The organism is Baekduia sp. (genome assembly GCF_035996765.1).
Taxonomy (GTDB): Bacteria; Actinomycetota; Thermoleophilia; order Solirubrobacterales; family Solirubrobacteraceae; genus Baekduia.
In genome coordinates this window covers 1-15,209 of the sequence record NZ_DASYJG010000083.1, presented here as the reverse complement: position 1 = coordinate 15,209, position 15,209 = coordinate 1, and the positions used below count along the sequence as shown (strand labels likewise).

Genomic DNA, 15,209 nt, shown 5'->3' with positions numbered 1-15,209 from the left:
CCGGCTACCCAGGTCCCACGGGTGAAGGCAACCGCCGGTCGCTCTGCGTCACGACCGGCGCGGAGACATGAAGGGAGCGCTTGGGCGGATCGATGAGGCGATCGCCGGTACGAAGAGCGACGATGTCCACTCACTTGCGGTGGACATCGCTGCCGTCGCCAGTGAGGGACTAACACTTTCGCTCCTTGCATACGACCACACCCTGACTTGGTCCGAGCTGACGGAAGTTGGTGTGGGCTCGCCGGGACGGACGCCCGACGGCGCTAGGTGCTATAGACGCGCCTTAGCCGACTGGCTCACCGTGTCTGGCAGGGGACACCCAAGGGGCGAGTTTCGCGCTCTGAGTTCTACGGGCCTAGGAGAGCGATCTCTCCGTACAACTAAAGAGCGCCCCGCGACCGACACGCGGCCCGGGGGCATGGCCCAAGGAGCTGTAACTCCAATGGACACCCCGGACGCTATCCCGTCCGACGATGACGCGGTCGTCATCCCTGACCACCTGCGCGAACTCCTGCGCGCGACGGCGGATCGCATGCTCGAAGAAGCGTGCGACATGGCCTTCGCTCCGGACGCGCGCGAGGCGGCGATCGCGGCGGTGCATCTCATCGACGCGTTCGAGCGCGAGAGCCTGACGCGCGGCGTCGCGCTCGCACTGATCCCCGGCGCGATCGAGTGGGAGGAGCCGGTCAAGATGCCCCACACCCTGGAGGGCGTCGAGCAGTACCTGATCCAGCTGGATCTGGCCCGGGAGCTGATCGAGCTCCGTGAGCGTCTCGGCGGTCAGCCGCCGGAACCGACGAAATCGTCGACCAGCGGACGTCTCGTTCGAGCTGGAGGGCAACCGATTCGTAGTCGAGACTCGCGTCGTACTCACGAGCGATCCATGGCGCCACGCAGGCCGTCAGACCGACAAGGCATTCGAGCTGATCAGTGGGCTAGAGCGATCGCTCGGCATACGCGTCGAAGGGGACGTATCCCGGCTCTTGGACGCGACCGAACTCGAACAACTCGAGCGGACGATTGCGCAGCACGCAGCGCTGGTGACGATCGGCGCGGTAGCGTTTCCGATCCGGCTCTTTGGCGCCCACTTGCAGGTGGTGCCAAGAGGAGACGAACCCGCCAACGGACTCACCGGACCGCAGATGACCGGTGATTCGTGGGCGCGCGTAGGCAGCAGGATCCGGCAGAAGGCCGAGATCGCCCTTGAGTCAGGCCCGAACTGGTTGCGGCTGGACGCTCTCAACGGTCTATGGCAGTTCACCCACTGGGCGGCAGCCACGCTGCCGGCCAAGCTTGAGGCATTGACCGCCATCGCCCGGCCGGCGCTCGGTGCTCTGGACGGTCTCGTCATCAGTTCCGGCCTGCTGCTCAACCAAGGCGACCTTCCTGACGACGACTTCAGCGCCCGGGACGGCGGCGCGATTCTGCGTCGCCGTGTCTCGCCTCTACGCGTGCGCGAGACGCTGGTGATCCCGACCGTTGCAACCCCGCCCAAAACCGCTGAGTTCTGGCGGGGCGTCTACGCCGCAGAGCCAACGTGGCTGGCGTGGGCGCTTGAGCGTCTTGCCCTGCCATCACCGCTGGCGATCTTCGTGGAGCGCGACGCCGGAGAAGAGACAGTGCGCTCGGGCGGGTGCACAAGGCCTCGCGGCCCATCGTTGCTGCCTAGGCCGCACCCGCGCGTCTGCGTCGATTCGCAAGCCGACATTCTGCTCTCTTAGGAGAGTCAGAACAGCCGCATCAGCTCATCCATCTTCTGGCGGTGGCCCCGGTTGAACGCCGCTTGGGGGCGGTCGCCAGTGCGTTCTCCTTCGCCTTTGCCAAGCTGGCTGAAGGCGACTACGACGCGATGCGCGCGAGCAGCGAGCGCGGTGTGCTGTTTCAGAGACCGTCGGGCGCGCTGTGAGGGGTCTCGCGCGGGATCATTCCAAGTACGGGGCGTCGGCCCTTGCCGCGTCGGGCCGCGGTAGCCCAGACGTCGAGACAGACGTCGACGGGGTTCTCGTCGATCTCCAGGACGCGATAGTCATGCTGAACGTCCTTGATCGGCACTTGCTCCGGCCAGCCGCGGCGTCGGTTGGTGGCGGCGAATTGGTCATCTCCGGGCCTGGCTGGCAAGGTAATGACATTGCGTACGGGCCGTGGGCGAGGGACGCGCTTCGGTGTCGCTCGCGCTTGGCGCCGCACATGGTCAAGGAGAGCTTGGTTCTCGCCGAACAGGTGACGATCAGACCACCCGTAGGTGCGGAGGTTGACGGTGTCGACCTGGCTTCGACCGATGTGGCGAACCGCGCGGCCACTCCAGGATCCGCCAGGGGTGAGGAGTAGGCACGCCTGCGAGCTGAGCGGAACCGTGGTCTCGGCAGTCGGTGACGAGTTCAGACCGTTGCCGGTCCACGGCCAGGGAAGCTCAGGGTCGTACATGGCGATGCCACGGTCGGAGGTGATGAAGCTGCCCTCGTCAGTTAGGAGCAACGTCCATTGCAATTGGTAGATCAATTGCGAGTCGGCACCAAGTCGGTCGAACCCGGTGCGGAGCCCGACTTGATCCTCCTCTGGATAGGCGACCGACCCGTCTCGGAGTCCCTCTAGGGTCCGCTGCCGAAGAGCTTCGTCGCCGATGCCCCTCTCGGCGAACGCCTCGGGATCAGCCAGACGACACGCGAGCTTGATGCGCATCGCTTGGTCGACCCGCTTCCGCTCGGCTTCGGCCGCGGCTGGTGTGCGGACCATCAACATGGCGATGAACATCGCGATTGTCGCAGCGTCGTTTCGAGTGACACGGCGCGGGTCGGAGAACAGCGCGCGGATCGCCGTCGCGGCGTGGCCCTCTACCTCTGCCAGCCATGTCTCGATACGACGGTGCTGGGTGCCGTCCGCGTCGGCGAGGGTGTAGAGGTTCCGGCGCGAGGCTGCGCGCGAGATCGGCACCTGACGTGGCGCGCCAGCGTGCCGATCGAGCTGATAGACGAGTGACCCTGCGTCGTCGGACGCGAAGTTGGGGAGAACCATGGCGGGAACGAAGTGATGGCGCTTCGCGCTTGAGGAGGCCAGCGGTCGTCCGCCCGCGAGCACGCTTTCCATCTCCTTGTACATAGGCGAGGAGAGGAACGCATCGCGGAGGCTCATCTGGTCGGCATCCATCGAAGGAAATGGTGGCGCGGCGGGCGGACGCTCGGAGTGAGCGAATATGCCGCCATGAGTCACAACGACATCGACAGCTTCTTCAGGGAGTACGTCTTCGGGTTCATGATCGCCGATGTGCGGCGCGAGATCGATCGCGCGGCCGCGGGCGAGAGCGCCGGCAACTTCCTGTGCGCGTTGGGTCTCCTGTGCTACACCGAGGTCCTCGGCGGCGTCAGGCGCGGAACTCTCGCGCAAGGGGAGTCTCGAGCCAACTTCGACTCCTTCTTCCGCGAGCTCGGGGCCCCGTATGCGTCGCTCCTCGACGAAGGTCACAACGTGTACAAGTTGCTTCGCTGTGGCATGGCGCACGAGTACCTCATCAAGGGTGTCGCGACCATCAGCATGCTGAAAGGTGTCGAGCCGGCGGGCGTTGCGGTTGCGCCTGAGGGCCGCTGGTACTTCGCGGTGGAGCGGTACTTCGAGGCGTTCGAGGTTGCGGCGCGGCGGATGCATAGCGACCTGATGGCAGACGCTGGCGCTGAACTTCCGTCCGAACTGCGGCACTGAAAGCCATCTGACGCGGGGCTGGCAGGCGCCAAGATAGCCCTGAACCTATCGTCTATTCCCGCACCCGCAGCCGCCGAGCTGGCGAGAGTTCCACGGCTCCGAGTTCGGCCGGTCAGGCGACGATGGTCAGGTCGCTCGACACATCGTCGCTGTTCTACGTCAGGACGTTCGCGCGCTGGTGGGCGACGGCTTGACGGGCGGGTCGCTGCGCGTGATCACGTAGGCGCAGAACAGGGCAGTCGTGACGAGCAGGGCGGCAAGTGCGAGAGCGAACCAGTGAGCGGCGGCCCGCATCTGGGCGACCTTGTAGCGGACGGTCGCCTGATTGCGTCCCGCTGAGTACAGGAGCTCGGCGGCGCGTGCGATGCGAGCTTTGTCATCCGACTGCGTGACGCGCTTGAGCACCCCCTCCGGATCTGGGTAGTGCCAGACCAAAACGCGAGACGTTGCCCGAAGGGCTCGCAGGCCGCAAGCGAGCAAGCTCACGATCGTAATCGCGTAAGGGAGCACCAGTGCCACTCTCCAGCCGTACGAGGAGACCTTTCCTGTGTCGAGTAGCAGCGCACCGCCGGCGAGTGCGAAGCTGGCGGCAATGGTGACGGCGCCCTGCAGCGTCGTTGCGCGGCGCTCGATGCCGTCGCTGCGCGAGAACGGCTCGTCGAATTGCGCTTGGGCTTCGGCGAGCACCTGGTCGCTGCGCGCCTCTGCGGGCTTGAGGTTGGCGGCGATCTCCTCCTCGGACATGAGGTAGTGGGTCGGCCCTGGGACTGGCACGAACAGCCGCTCCCACCACCAGCGACGTTTCTCCGCGTCGGTCGGGGCGATCGTCTGCTCGAGCCATTGCCCGGTGCTCCTCAGCCATCCCAACGCGGCGGGTTGGTAAGGCGTTGTCGCAGCGGGCGGTTCGTGGCTGGAGTCGTCGTCGGCGTTCACGTGCTGGTCCCTAGGAGAAGGTCGGCGAGCCGTGCGCGTAGGGGTTGACCGGTGCGGTGCTCGATCCAGGCCCATTGGCCGTTCGGGTTGATCTCGAAGAACAGGTACCGGCCGTCCTGGTCAACGGCGAAGTCGACGGCCGCGAACAGCAGCCCGTAGGACCGGACGAGCTGCAGGCAACGCTCGGCAATCTCGTCCGGCAGCTCTATGCAGGTGTGGTCCAAGGTCGGTGTGTGGCCGCGTCGCCAGTCCACGAGCGCGTCAGCGTCCGACTGGCTGTCGATCCGCGTCGCGAAGGCCTCCGAGTTGATGACGGTGACGCGGACGTCGTAGCGTTTATCGACCAGCGTTTGGAGGAGGTATGGCTCGGGCCCGAGCCCGTCGAGTTGTTGTCGCTCGTCACCGCCAAGGCGCGACGTGAAGAAGATCTGCTCAGCACCGCCGATCGTCAGCCGGCCGCTGAGCACTGGCTTGACGATGACTCCGCCCGGGTGCTCGTCATAGAAGTGGCGGGCACGGCCGGCGTCGTTGGTGACGAGGCTTGCTGGCACGTTGAGCCCGAATGACCGGGCGCGCCGGAGTTGCTCGGGCTTGTTCCCGGCCAGGCGGTTGTTGTCAGGGTGGTTGACCCACCGCGCGTCTAGTGTCCTCCAGACTCCGTCCAGCGCTTCACGGGCCTGGTCGGCGGCCCACTGTGCTTGCCCGCGGTCGTAGTCGGCAGGGACCGCGGGAGGTACCGGGCGCCGATACCAGACGGCTGGGACCCGAGAGAGCTCGAGCGTACGGCCGGAGATGGTGAGCTCGGTGCCGGAGCTCTCGGTCCAGGACACCCGCGTCTGGGTTGGGTAGTCCTCGGTATTGAAGCGCACAAACGGCGCGCCGCGGCGCTCAAGCTCAAGCACGAGAAAGTCCGAGGTGAAGTCGGAACGGTTCGTGATGATGAGCAGCGGCCCGTCAGTCGTTGGGTTCGCCGTCAGCCTTGGTGATGGTCGTCAGCCAGGGCTCGGCCGAGTGATCGTGCGGTTCGCCCATGGCTTTGGTCTCGGTGTACGCCCAAGCCGTTGGCGCGATGTCCGGCGCCTCGCGCCCGATGGCGGTCTCGGTGCGCGCCCATGAGGCAGCATCGGCCTGCTCGCCCGCTGCCCGGGTCTCGGTGTGGACGGCCGCCGTCACGCGATCACGATCGTCGTCACTGCTCTCCGCATCGGTGAACGTGACTGTGTGGGTGTCCAGAAGCTCGGCGTCGGCCTCGATGAACGGCCGGCCATCCGCACTCAGGCTCAGGCCTCGCGCCTCGTCGTAACGGTCAGGCACCGGCAGAGACCCAGGCTCTGGGGTGACGAGGAACCGCTCAGCGAACAGCTCGGCCATACCGCAAACCTACCGGAGCGGCGGACGGTGCCGTCACCGTGTCATCGCCGGAACGCGGGGGACACGCCCGGTTCAAGCCGGCGGAGCCTTGTCGCCGGGCTTCCCGCCGACGTCTTCGGCCTCTTCGGGGACGATCCGCCACTTGCCCTTGGTCGGGAAGACGTGGCGGGTGATGACCATGTACTCCGGCCCGTCGTCGTCGAGCACGGGTCCGGAGTCGCCGTCCTCGATTGCCTGGGCCTCGCGCATCCGGTGATTGAGTTCGGCAACCATCTCGCGCTCGGCTTCCTCGTCGCGCGGTCCGTGGAGCTTCGCCTGGTGGCGCTCCGCCATCGCGCGCCACTCGGATGACATGTGCAGGTCCCACAGGCGCGGCACGAGGTTGCCGTCGCGATCCAGCGGCGGGTATGCGGCGAAGCTCAACACACCGAGCTGCTTGACCTCGTCGGGTAGCCCGTTGTAATGGTCGTCCAGGTCGCGCAATGCGGCCTTCAGGCCGGTGTGCGGGATGTAGGACTGGTCGGGGCGTGCGAACAGAGGGACCGTCCTCTGGTGCAGCTTGTCGCCCGAGACGAACACGCTCGCGAACGGCAGGTAATAGAGGTACTCCATGTCGGCGCGGTTGCTCGCACGCTCGCCGGAGATGAAACTGCGCAGCATTCCAAGGTGGTAGAGAAGGTCAACCTTGAAGCAGTGCGTGGTGTACGGCGCGAAGGTCGGAAGTGCCGGTTGTCCGGCTACGCCCCAACGCGCGAGGGCGTGGGCCTGGTGGTCGGGCGGCACGTCGAGGACAGCGAGGGCGAGCTGCAGGACGTGAGGGTCCGTGCTGTCGCAGAAGCCGTCGATCAGCTCCTTCAGCTGGGCCAAGTCCGAGATCTTCGTGTCGGTGGGGAGGATGTTCTTCACCATCCCGATGACCCGCTGCGGGTCGTGCTCGGCGAGGCTGGAGCGCCATTTCTTGGCCACCGTCCGCTCCACCTCCTCGAACTCACGGGCCTGCCAGCGCTGCAGCGCGACCGCTTCGGGGAAGTCGTCGAAGTGGACGCCGACCGCGCCGTCAGGGGCCCGCTTGACCTTGCCGCCGCGAAGGACTGGGCGGCGCGTGACGAGGTCGAGTTCGTTGCCGCCCAGTTCGGACAGCAGGAGATCTCGGTGGAAGACGATCGGCGCCGCGTTGGCCGGCGTCTTCTCGGCCAGGCGCCCGACGACGTCCTCGGGATCACGGCCGCGCGTGTTCTTCTCGAGGTCGGCGAGCGTCTCGACATAGAACACGGGTACGAGGATCGCGCTGAAGAACGCCTCGAACCACACGGACTCGTCGACGCTCAGCGCCTGCAACGCCGACTTGTCGAAGATCGTGCTCGGTCCCATGCAGAGATCCTCGCACCAACGACAGACTGCTTCATCGGAGGCCGAGGGGCCGGCGCCCTCAGGCGGGCTGCACGTCGAGAGGATGCACCGGGCGGGTCACGACTTGCCCGTCGATCTCGGCGTCGGGATCGATGCCGAGCCACGCCTTCGAACGTACAGGCTCCGGCATGTCGGCCGGCGGTGTCATTCACGGGACGGGAGTGGTGGACAGCGTGGTGATCGGCAGCTAGGAGAGCCTGGCGGGCGGGCGTAGGATGCTGTCGGTGAAGCCTGAGATCGAGGTGTCCGACGTCGACGAGCTGGGCGAGCCGCTCCTCGATGTGTACGGCACGCCGTGGGGGCAGGTGCTCAGCGACGTCGACCCCGACGTCCTCACCGTCTCCGGCACCGCGACCGTGCGCATCCCGGCCGGGGTCCCTGACGTGGAGTGAGGGTCCGCGCCCGGCGTGGTCGGAGTAGCGGCCCGCCTGTTCAGGCGCCGCTTCGGCCGGGCGCCCCGATTGATATGGACTTCCGGCCGGGCACAAGCTACTGTCACGTGTATGGCCAGCTTAGTTGGCGATACCCGTGACAATGGTGCTGTGGATCGCTTGTATGCGGTGGCCGAGCCGCAAGGCGGCTACTTCACGGCGCAGCAGGCGATCGACGCGGGCGTCGCGCGATCGACGCTGACCTATCACGCTCGCGAGGGCGGGATGCTGCAGCGCGCCGGTCGGGCTGTCTATCGCCTGCGTCGCTTCCCCAGCGCACCGCACGAGCATGTCGTCCCGGTCTGGTTGGGGTTGTCGCGCGCGGACGCTGTCGTCTCGAACGTCAGCGCGTTGGAGCTGCTGGATCTGACCGACGTGATCGCCGACGAGGTCCACGTGACGATGCCTCGGGCAAAGCGCGGCACGACGATCCCGGAAGGGGTTCGCGCGCACTTCACCGATCGGCCGATCAGCGGGCGCGACCGGCGCCAGGTCTTGGGGGTTCCCGTCACCGGTGTGGAGCGCACGATCGCCGACGTCGTCCGCGGCGATGGCTGGACCGAGCAAGTCGATCTCGCGGTCCGTCAGTCGCTGAGCCGCGGCATGACGACCTTGACCAGACTGAGCAAGGAACTGCCCAAGTCCTGGCAGGCACGACTCCACGCCGCGGCCACCGGAACCGACTCGTGAGGTACGCAACCGCCGGCGCCTTCCGGGCCGCATTGGAAGCGCGGCTCAAGGACGAGCGGTCCGATGGCGTCGGCCTGTCGCGATTGCGCAAGCGGATCGTGTTCGAGCGGCTGCTCGCCCGCCTGCAGGTCGTCGCCCCAGACGCCTGGCTGCTCAAGGGTGGGTTCGCGCTGGAACTGCGCCTTGGCGTACGCGCGCGAACGACCAAGGACGTTGACATCGACTGGGCCGTGGGGGAGGAGCAGGCCACCGAGCTCTTGCTCGATGCTGCGGCTCTGGAGATGGACGACATGTTCAGCTTCGATGTCCAACGCGCCGCGATGGACGACGACCTCGCTGGCGGAGGACAGCGGTGGACGGTCCGGGCCGAGCTCGCCGGTCGTGACTTCGAGCGCGTCGCCATCGATGTTGGGTTCGGCAAGCCGCCCGTCGTGGAGCCGGTGACGCTCACCGCGTCTCGTCTGCTCGAGTTCGCCGAGATCACGTCGATCGTCGTGCCCGCGCTGGCCGTTGAGCAGCACCTCGCTGAGAAGTTGCATGCCTACTCGCGGACCTATGCCGGCGGCCAGCCGAGCTCGCGCGTCAAGGACCTGGTCGACATCGTGGTCATCGCCCACACCACCACCGTCGACGAGGAACGGCTGCGACGGGCGGTCGCGGCGATCTTCGAGCGGCGTGATACGCACGAGCCGCCGCAGGCGCTCGCGTCGCCGCCGCGTGACTGGGTGCGCCCGTGGGCGACGTTGGTCGAGCATCTGCCGGCAGACGCTGATCTCGCGTCCGGGTTCTCGGTGGCGGCCACGTTCTGGGACCCGGTGTTGGCCGGCGAGACCGGCCTGGTCGAGTGGAACCCTGAGTTGTTGGTGTGGTCGTCGGCGGAGCCCTCTGGGAGCTAAGCCGACGGCTTGTCGCGCGTGGCGGTGCGGCCCTCGACCTGCGAGTCCGCGGCGCCCGCGAGTCGCATCGCCGTCCCGGTGGATCGCTCGATCTCTTTAGGCGTCAGGTCGACCACGGGCGTCCGCGATGGTCGAGGCGGCGGCGCCGCCGCTCGGCAAGGCGGGCAAGCTGCGAGTGGTCGGCGGGCACGGCAGGGACGCTACTGGCCGGTATGCGATTGGGCGAGGGGTGATCGTGGGGGTGGTCGACTGAGGTATGTGGACACCGCAGACCGCCCTCACGATTCCGAGCCGCTCCTGACGGCCGATGAGGTCGCATCGTTCATGAGAGTGACGCGGTCGTGGGTCTATGCTGAGACGCGGCGCGATGCGCTGCCGCACGTGCGGCTCGGTCGCTACGTGCGCTATCGACGCTCAGCGATCGAGCGCTGGCTGGACGAGTCGCAGCGAGGGCCTCGTGCGCGCTGACACGGTGGGGGCGAGTTTTGCCGGCTGGCGCCTCTAGGTCAAGATGACCAAGCGCGATTACGGCACCGGCAGCATCTACATCGATCAGAAGCGGAACGCCTACTACGGCCGGTGGCGTACCGCTGACGGGCGCAAGCTCAACCGCAAGATCGGGGCGGTGCGGGCTCGAGGAGAGTCCGACGGTCTGACGCGGGCGGAGGCCGAGAGGCGCTTTCGCAAGATGCAGGAGGCCGAGGAGCGTCGGCCACGGCCCGCGGCGGGTGAACGACGCACGGTCGACGATGCCGCCAACTCGTTGCGCAGCAAGTTGACGATCCAGGGGTCGCGTAAGTCTTACTTGGGGAACTGCGAGTCGATGCAACGCGTCCATATCTCGCCGCGCATCGGCAGTAAGCCCGTCGACCGCGTGACGACCGCCCAGGTCGAGGCGGTCGCTGAGCAGATGTTGGAGGCCGGGCTTGCGCCCAAGTCGGTGCGCAACCTCATCACCTTTCTGCACTCGGTCTTCGAGCACGCCATCGACAAGGGGTGGGCGGTGGAGAACCCGGTGCGGCGCGCCGCGCGGCCCAAGCGTCGGCGCAGCGGTGACGTCGACCCGGACCTGCAGTTCCTGACGCTCGAGGAGCTCGACAAGGTGCTTGGCGCGATCCCGGACGAGGTCGTAACGCGCGAGCCGGCGCCGACGCGCCGCGGCCGGCGCGGTCCCTCGCCGCCGGTTCCGCCGGACGTGCTCGGTCCGGTCATCCGGGTGATCGTGCTGGTCGCGGCCGCGACCGGGCTGCGCCAGAGCGAGTTGTTGGGGTTGCGCTGGCGCGATGTCGACTGGGAGGCGCAGCGCATCCGCGTTCGCAACGCGTTCGTGCGCGGTGAGCACTCGGGGGAGGGGAAGTCCGACCTGTCGACGCGGCGATCAGTGCCGATGGCCGACCTCGTCGTTGCTGCTCTCGAGGCATGGTCGGAGCGCACGCCGTATCGCGCGCCCGATGACCTGGTTTTCGCCCATCCGCAAACCGGTCGGCCGGTCGATCGCTCGAAGCTCTCGCGGCGGTTCAAGGAGGCGTGCCGCGATGCTGAGGTGCGTGTGATTCGCTTCCACGACCTGCGGCACACGTTCGCGACGCGGCTGGCGGCGTCGGGACAGCCGCTGCGGTTCATCCAGGAGCTGCTCGGCCATGCTGACGCGAAGACCACGCAGATCTACGCGCACTACGCGCCGTCGGAGCGAGAGGTCGAGATGGTCAACGAGGCGTTCGCGAGGGCGCCACGCTCGTCCTCTGGAACGGATGCCGCCCATTGAGAGGCCATCAGAGACCGGCGGGTCTCCGGAATTCGTCGATATCGAGCGCGTCCAGCCCGCGTCGCGGCGGCTATGCGCCTGCGTCCTCGGTGGGTCGGTCCTCGGAGGTGCGGGCGGTGATCCGGATCCGGCTGAAGGAGACCCCGACCTGAAGGAGGAGCGCGAGATGCAAGATGGCCGTTCACCGGGCAAGGTCGTGCTGGACCCGGCGTATAGCGCTCCTGCACCGCCGTTGCCGTCTTCAGCTCGTAGCGGTGAGCGATCCGACGCGCCGCTTACGATCAACAGCCGTGGATCTCATCGACGTGATCGCGCTGAGCAAGGCCCTGGTCCCGCGCTTGACCGCGGTGGTGGTCATCGGTGCTCTCGTGCTTGCACCGTCGGCAACGGGTCGCCTGTTCAACATGGCCATTAGCCAAAGGGCCGTCGCGATCACAGGCGAGCTGCGCCGGGTTTTGGCACCGACGGTTGACCGACTCGACGGCCTGGGCTCCGAGCGTCGCGCGCCGGGGCGGCTGCGGGATGGCTGAGGTGGTCTCATTTGAAGAGCGGCACCTGCGGCTGATCGAGATTGTCGCGGAGGTGTTTGCGGCGAGCGGCCGATGGCCCAAGTACGCCTACGTCGAGGCGGTGCTGGATCACAAGCATGGCTTGAACTACGACGACGTCATCGTCGATCTTCCGGCGCGTACTGTGTGGTCGCCATCGGGAGTCGGGCCGCAGAGCGAGGTGATTGCGGGCGTGCCGGCCTTGGCTGCCATTCCCGCCTTGGCGGACGACCTACAGCGGTTCTTGGCCGTCGTCGCGATGCTCGCAGCTCGCGAGTTGGAGTACACCCCGGCGGTGGACGCCCCGCGCGAGCTGTCGGTGAGCGGGGCCGATGTCCTAGCCGCCGGCGGGATCGATGCTGGGGACCGGCTCGCCGTCACGAAGCTGCACGCGCTCATCGACGCCGAGTTCATCGTGTCCTTTTCCGGTGGCATCGAAGCGGAATGGTCGCTCGCGGTTGACCGTCGTGTCCGACCGTTCCGCGGCGTCCAAAGCATCGACGAGTACTGCGCTCGCCGCTGGACGCCGCCGACCTATCAGCCGGCCGCCGCGGCGGAGCTTGCCCCCTCGATCCTCATCGTCATGCCGTTCGAGCACGAGTGGTCGAACAACGTCCACGACATGATCGAGCTGGCGTGCGGCGAGGTCGCGGCGACGGTTGCGGACTTGAGATGGCAGCGCGCAGACGGCATCTCCGAGCCAGGGCGGATCACCGACCAGATCGTCAACGCGATCCTGAACGCTGCGCTGATCGTCGCGGACGTCACGGGCTACAACCCCAACGTAATGTTCGAGCTCGGCTTCGCCGACGCCGCAGGAAAGCCGATCGTGGTCCTCAACCAGAACCTGGACGAGAACCCGTTCGACATCAAGGACTGGCGGGCGATCGTCTACGATCCCGCGCGCTTGGCCGATGCCCGGACGGAGTTGGTGTCCTTCATCCGCGGGGGACTGGTCGCCGCTCGGCGAGGTGCCTGAGACGGGAGTGGTGAGGCGATACGCCGTCTAGGTGCTCGCCGGCGTTGTGAGTACGGCTGAGCGGATGGCGTCGAATGCTTCGTTGCGCCAGAGCTCGTACAGCGCGCGCGTGCTGAGGACCGTGACCGGCAGCGAGTCCACAAACTCTGATCGCGAGTAGACGTCGGCGGCGCGTTCGGCTGGGGCGAGCTTGTGCTGGTCGTTGACGATCAGGACGCCGTCGGTCACCGGGAGATCTGGTTCGATCTGCGGCCACGTCAGCAGGTGCCGCACCAGCGCTCCGACGAGGGCCTCTGAGGCGCGGCCGCTGGAGGACTTGACCTCGACGAGACGTCTGTCGCCGTTGTACGTCGCCAGCAGGTCGGCCGACACCGTGCCGTACTTCTCGTCGAGGACGAGCACCTCGAACCCAGCATCCCGCAGGACCGTCTCGGTGGCGACCTCGAGCTCGTCGCCGCTACCGAACAACAGCCCATGGCGGACCGGGTCAGCTGTCGCCTCCGCCGTGGCGAGCTCGGTCTCGAGGGTCGTCCGTTCGGCGAGATGCCGAGCCTGCATCTCCTCCAGCGCCTCGCGCGCGATCCGTTCGCGCGCCGTTTCGAGCGACGGCTCCCGGAAGCTCGGCGCGCGCACACGCCGCAACGCATCCGGTGCGAACTCTGGAAGCGCGTGCCCGACCAGCCAGTCGAGCACGGTGCCCCAACTCGACTCGTCGGGGACCACGTACCAACGTTGGTCTTCATCGTCCGAAACCCAGACCGCGACGACCGGGTCGCCGAGCCCGTCGACCAAGATCGGCTCGAGTCGTCCGAGTGGCGCGCGATGTGTGGTCTCTCGCCACCCCGGCTCGGTGCTCGTGCCATGCAACGACAGGCTCCACCAAGGCGCCTCCTGTGGGCGGGAGGAACGCAGCCGCATGCCTAGATCGCGATCAGCGCCTGAGGCGCTCGCAGCAAGCGACACGTGTGCGCCGTCGCCCAACCGCCTGCCCGCGATGAAGCCGGTCATCCCCGGCAAAGCGATGTTGCCGCCCGACCCGAAGAACGACGACCGCTGCCCGTCGTCGCGGATCGTAGAGATGAGGACGGCGACTTCGTCGCGACCCTTCGAACCGGCCAGAAAGCGCTGGAGCTCGTCTGCGCCGTGGTTGTGGAAGATGCTTGGGTTGATCGCGGCGGCGCAGTCGCTGGTCTCCATCCCCAGCCAACGCGGTTCCACGCCGTGCTTCGTCCAATCGACGTCCCCGATGGGCGGGGTCTGGTGCCAATGGTCCCGCCCGGCAGCCGGCTGGGCGACGTGCACGGCGACGAGGCCTGAGCTGCTGGTACCGCTCATCGTGCCCGGATCTTGCCTGATGCTTCGGATCTTCTCTGGCCGCAGCGGGATGTCGAGATCGTCACAGCGCCGAGAGGACTCGCACGTTCGCGTAGGCCGCGAGGATGTTGATGTCCTGCAAATCGTCGGTGAGGACGTCGGCCCCCACCACCGCGGCGGTCGCCACCACGAGCGCGTCGAAGCGTAGGGCCGGCTCGGCGCCCGCCTTTTCGAGAACCTCACCCGCTAGCCGACCGATCTCCTCGGTCGTCGGGACCGCTTCGACCGCGCTAAGCGCCTGCTCCATGTGCCAACTGTGTCCGTGACGATGGCCGCGCCAGACCTCGGTGTAGGTCGCCCCGGCGACGAGGAGCGCGCTGCCTCGCCCAACGAGCTCGTCGACGGCGACGCGTGTTCGCCGATCCTGCCGCTCGAGATCTACGAGGATGCACGCGTCAAGGACTACGTCGGCCATCGCCGGCGAAGCTCCTCGCGCAGGACTTGATCCTCGGGGCTATCAAGCGCCCAGTCGGCTACCAGCTTTCCGCTCGACGAGATGCGTCCGGATGGCTCCTGGAGCCAGGGTCGCCGTAGTCAGGCACGAACCCGTCCTGGATCATCCGGACGCGCTCGGAAGCCGCGGTCGTAGGCGGGGTCAGCGGTGCCCAGAGCCAATCTGTCTGTGGCTCGAAGCGCGTGTTGAACCTCCCCGCCTCGGCAGCCACCGAGGAGATCACACGTACTCGCACGTCGTAGTCGACCTGACCGAGCGGCACCCATACGTCCCACAGCGAGCGGTCGATCTGCTCATGTAGGACGAGTCGGTTGGCCTTGTCGGCGGGGCCAGTCGTGACGCCGGTGATCTCGCTGGTGAAGCGGACCCGCATGCCTTCCGCCCGGATGATCGCCGCGATCTCAGCCAGCGCGCTGAGGGACGCCTCGTCGGGCTCGTCCGGCACCGGTAGGCGGATGCCGGACCAGGCCTCGACGACGAGCACGTCTGTGAGGAAGGCACGCTCGGCAGTCAGGTCGTCTAGATGTAAGTCCCGTGGAGGTTGTTTCGCTGGTTGAGGCGGGTGATCGGGGTTTGGTGGTCGAGGGCTGAGTGTCGGCGGTGATGGTTGTAGTGCCAGAGCCATCCGTCAAGGGCCGCGGTGCGTTCGTCGCTTGAGCGGTAGA

At 67.2% G+C, this 15,209-nt stretch carries 20 protein-coding genes; 10 read left to right on the top strand and 10 right to left on the bottom strand.

What is annotated here, in order from left to right; translation table 11 throughout:
• Positions 1-355 precede the first annotated feature (355 nt).
• Positions 356-841 (bottom strand): hypothetical protein, encoded by a 486-nt coding sequence (locus VGO10_RS18255; RefSeq protein ID WP_327471054.1) that lies wholly within the window; start codon positions 839-841, stop codon positions 356-358.
• 142 nt (positions 842-983) lie between these two features.
• Between VGO10_RS18255 and VGO10_RS18250 the strand changes: the two genes are divergently transcribed.
• Both VGO10_RS18250 and VGO10_RS18245 read left to right on the top strand, forming a co-directional pair.
• Positions 984-1,721, top strand: coding sequence for a hypothetical protein (locus tag VGO10_RS18250; protein ID WP_327471052.1), 738 nt, complete (start codon positions 984-986; stop codon positions 1,719-1,721).
• Between the two features lie 41 nt (positions 1,722-1,762).
• Complete coding sequence (locus VGO10_RS18245; protein WP_327471050.1) at positions 1,763-1,906, top strand: hypothetical protein; 144 nt, start codon at positions 1,763-1,765, stop codon at positions 1,904-1,906.
• Here the strand turns inward: VGO10_RS18245 and VGO10_RS18240 are convergent.
• Entirely contained in the window at positions 1,882-3,144 is a 1,263-nt protein-coding gene (locus tag VGO10_RS18240; protein ID WP_327471048.1) for a DUF4238 domain-containing protein, read from the bottom strand. The two genes, VGO10_RS18245 and VGO10_RS18240, sit on opposite strands and share 25 nt — an antisense overlap.
• Positions 3,145-3,198: 54 nt before the next feature.
• Here VGO10_RS18240 and VGO10_RS18235 point away from each other — a divergent pair, with 54 nt between their 5' ends.
• Positions 3,199-3,693 (top strand): hypothetical protein, encoded by a 495-nt coding sequence (locus VGO10_RS18235; RefSeq protein ID WP_327471046.1) that lies wholly within the window; start codon positions 3,199-3,201, stop codon positions 3,691-3,693.
• Positions 3,694-3,852: 159 nt separating this feature from the next.
• Here VGO10_RS18235 and VGO10_RS18230 read toward each other — a convergent pair whose 3' ends face one another.
• The 4 genes from VGO10_RS18230 to VGO10_RS18215 all read right to left on the bottom strand — a co-directional run bounded on the left by VGO10_RS18230 (position 3,853) and on the right by VGO10_RS18215 (position 7,368).
• Complete coding sequence (locus VGO10_RS18230) at positions 3,853-4,626, bottom strand: hypothetical protein (RefSeq protein ID WP_327471044.1); 774 nt, start codon at positions 4,624-4,626, stop codon at positions 3,853-3,855.
• Entirely contained in the window at positions 4,623-5,564 is a 942-nt protein-coding gene (locus VGO10_RS18225; protein WP_327471150.1) for an MvdC/MvdD family ATP grasp protein, read from the bottom strand. Before VGO10_RS18225 ends, VGO10_RS18230 begins: the two co-directional genes overlap by 4 nt.
• A 16-nt stretch (positions 5,565-5,580) precedes the next feature.
• Positions 5,581-5,997, bottom strand: coding sequence for a hypothetical protein (locus VGO10_RS18220; RefSeq protein WP_327471042.1), 417 nt, complete (start codon positions 5,995-5,997; stop codon positions 5,581-5,583).
• Positions 5,998-6,069: 72 nt separating this feature from the next.
• Positions 6,070-7,368, bottom strand: coding sequence for a hypothetical protein (locus VGO10_RS18215; protein WP_327471040.1), 1,299 nt, complete (start codon positions 7,366-7,368; stop codon positions 6,070-6,072).
• Between the two features lie 263 nt (positions 7,369-7,631).
• Here VGO10_RS18215 and VGO10_RS18210 point away from each other — a divergent pair, with 263 nt between their 5' ends.
• The 7 genes from VGO10_RS18210 to VGO10_RS18185 all read left to right on the top strand — a co-directional run bounded on the left by VGO10_RS18210 (position 7,632) and on the right by VGO10_RS18185 (position 12,716).
• Positions 7,632-7,799 carry a hypothetical protein gene (locus VGO10_RS18210; RefSeq protein ID WP_327471038.1) on the top strand — a complete coding sequence of 56 codons (168 nt, stop codon included), beginning with the start codon at positions 7,632-7,634 and terminating at the stop codon, positions 7,797-7,799.
• 150 nt (positions 7,800-7,949) lie between these two features.
• On the top strand, positions 7,950-8,528 hold the full coding sequence (locus tag VGO10_RS18205) for a hypothetical protein (protein WP_327471036.1): 579 nt from the start codon (positions 7,950-7,952) through the stop codon (positions 8,526-8,528).
• Positions 8,525-9,424 (top strand): nucleotidyl transferase AbiEii/AbiGii toxin family protein, encoded by a 900-nt coding sequence (locus tag VGO10_RS18200; protein WP_327471034.1) that lies wholly within the window; start codon positions 8,525-8,527, stop codon positions 9,422-9,424. The genes VGO10_RS18205 and VGO10_RS18200 overlap by 4 nt, the downstream gene beginning before the upstream one ends.
• Positions 9,425-9,442: 18 nt before the next feature.
• Complete coding sequence (locus VGO10_RS21865) at positions 9,443-9,892, top strand: helix-turn-helix domain-containing protein (RefSeq protein ID WP_414642261.1); 450 nt, start codon at positions 9,443-9,445, stop codon at positions 9,890-9,892.
• A 43-nt stretch (positions 9,893-9,935) separates the two neighbouring features.
• The gene (locus tag VGO10_RS18195) at positions 9,936-11,189 is read left to right on the top strand and encodes a site-specific integrase (protein WP_327471031.1); all 1,254 of its coding nucleotides are present in this window, start codon (positions 9,936-9,938) and stop codon (positions 11,187-11,189) included.
• A gap of 290 nt (positions 11,190-11,479) precedes the next feature.
• Positions 11,480-11,719, top strand: a complete 240-nt coding sequence (locus tag VGO10_RS18190) for a hypothetical protein (protein WP_327471029.1) — start codon at positions 11,480-11,482, stop codon at positions 11,717-11,719.
• A 1-nt stretch (position 11,720) separates the two neighbouring features.
• Positions 11,721-12,716, top strand: coding sequence for a hypothetical protein (locus tag VGO10_RS18185; RefSeq protein ID WP_327471027.1), 996 nt, complete (start codon positions 11,721-11,723; stop codon positions 12,714-12,716).
• A gap of 27 nt (positions 12,717-12,743) precedes the next feature.
• On the opposite strand, the gene VGO10_RS18180 is transcribed toward VGO10_RS18185, so the two are convergent.
• The 4 genes from VGO10_RS18180 to VGO10_RS21765 form a co-directional block, all read right to left on the bottom strand.
• Entirely contained in the window at positions 12,744-13,934 is a 1,191-nt protein-coding gene (locus VGO10_RS18180) for a hypothetical protein (protein WP_327471025.1), read from the bottom strand.
• 178 nt (positions 13,935-14,112) lie between these two features.
• Positions 14,113-14,505 carry a PIN domain-containing protein gene (locus VGO10_RS18175; RefSeq protein WP_327471023.1) on the bottom strand — a complete coding sequence of 131 codons (393 nt, stop codon included), beginning with the start codon at positions 14,503-14,505 and terminating at the stop codon, positions 14,113-14,115.
• Positions 14,506-14,563: 58 nt separating this feature from the next.
• On the bottom strand, positions 14,564-15,028 hold the full coding sequence (locus VGO10_RS18170; RefSeq protein ID WP_327471021.1) for a hypothetical protein: 465 nt from the start codon (positions 15,026-15,028) through the stop codon (positions 14,564-14,566).
• Positions 15,029-15,063: 35 nt separating this feature from the next.
• The coding region (locus VGO10_RS21765; RefSeq protein ID WP_349258965.1) for an integrase core domain-containing protein at positions 15,064-15,209 on the bottom strand (146 nt) is incomplete at its 5' end.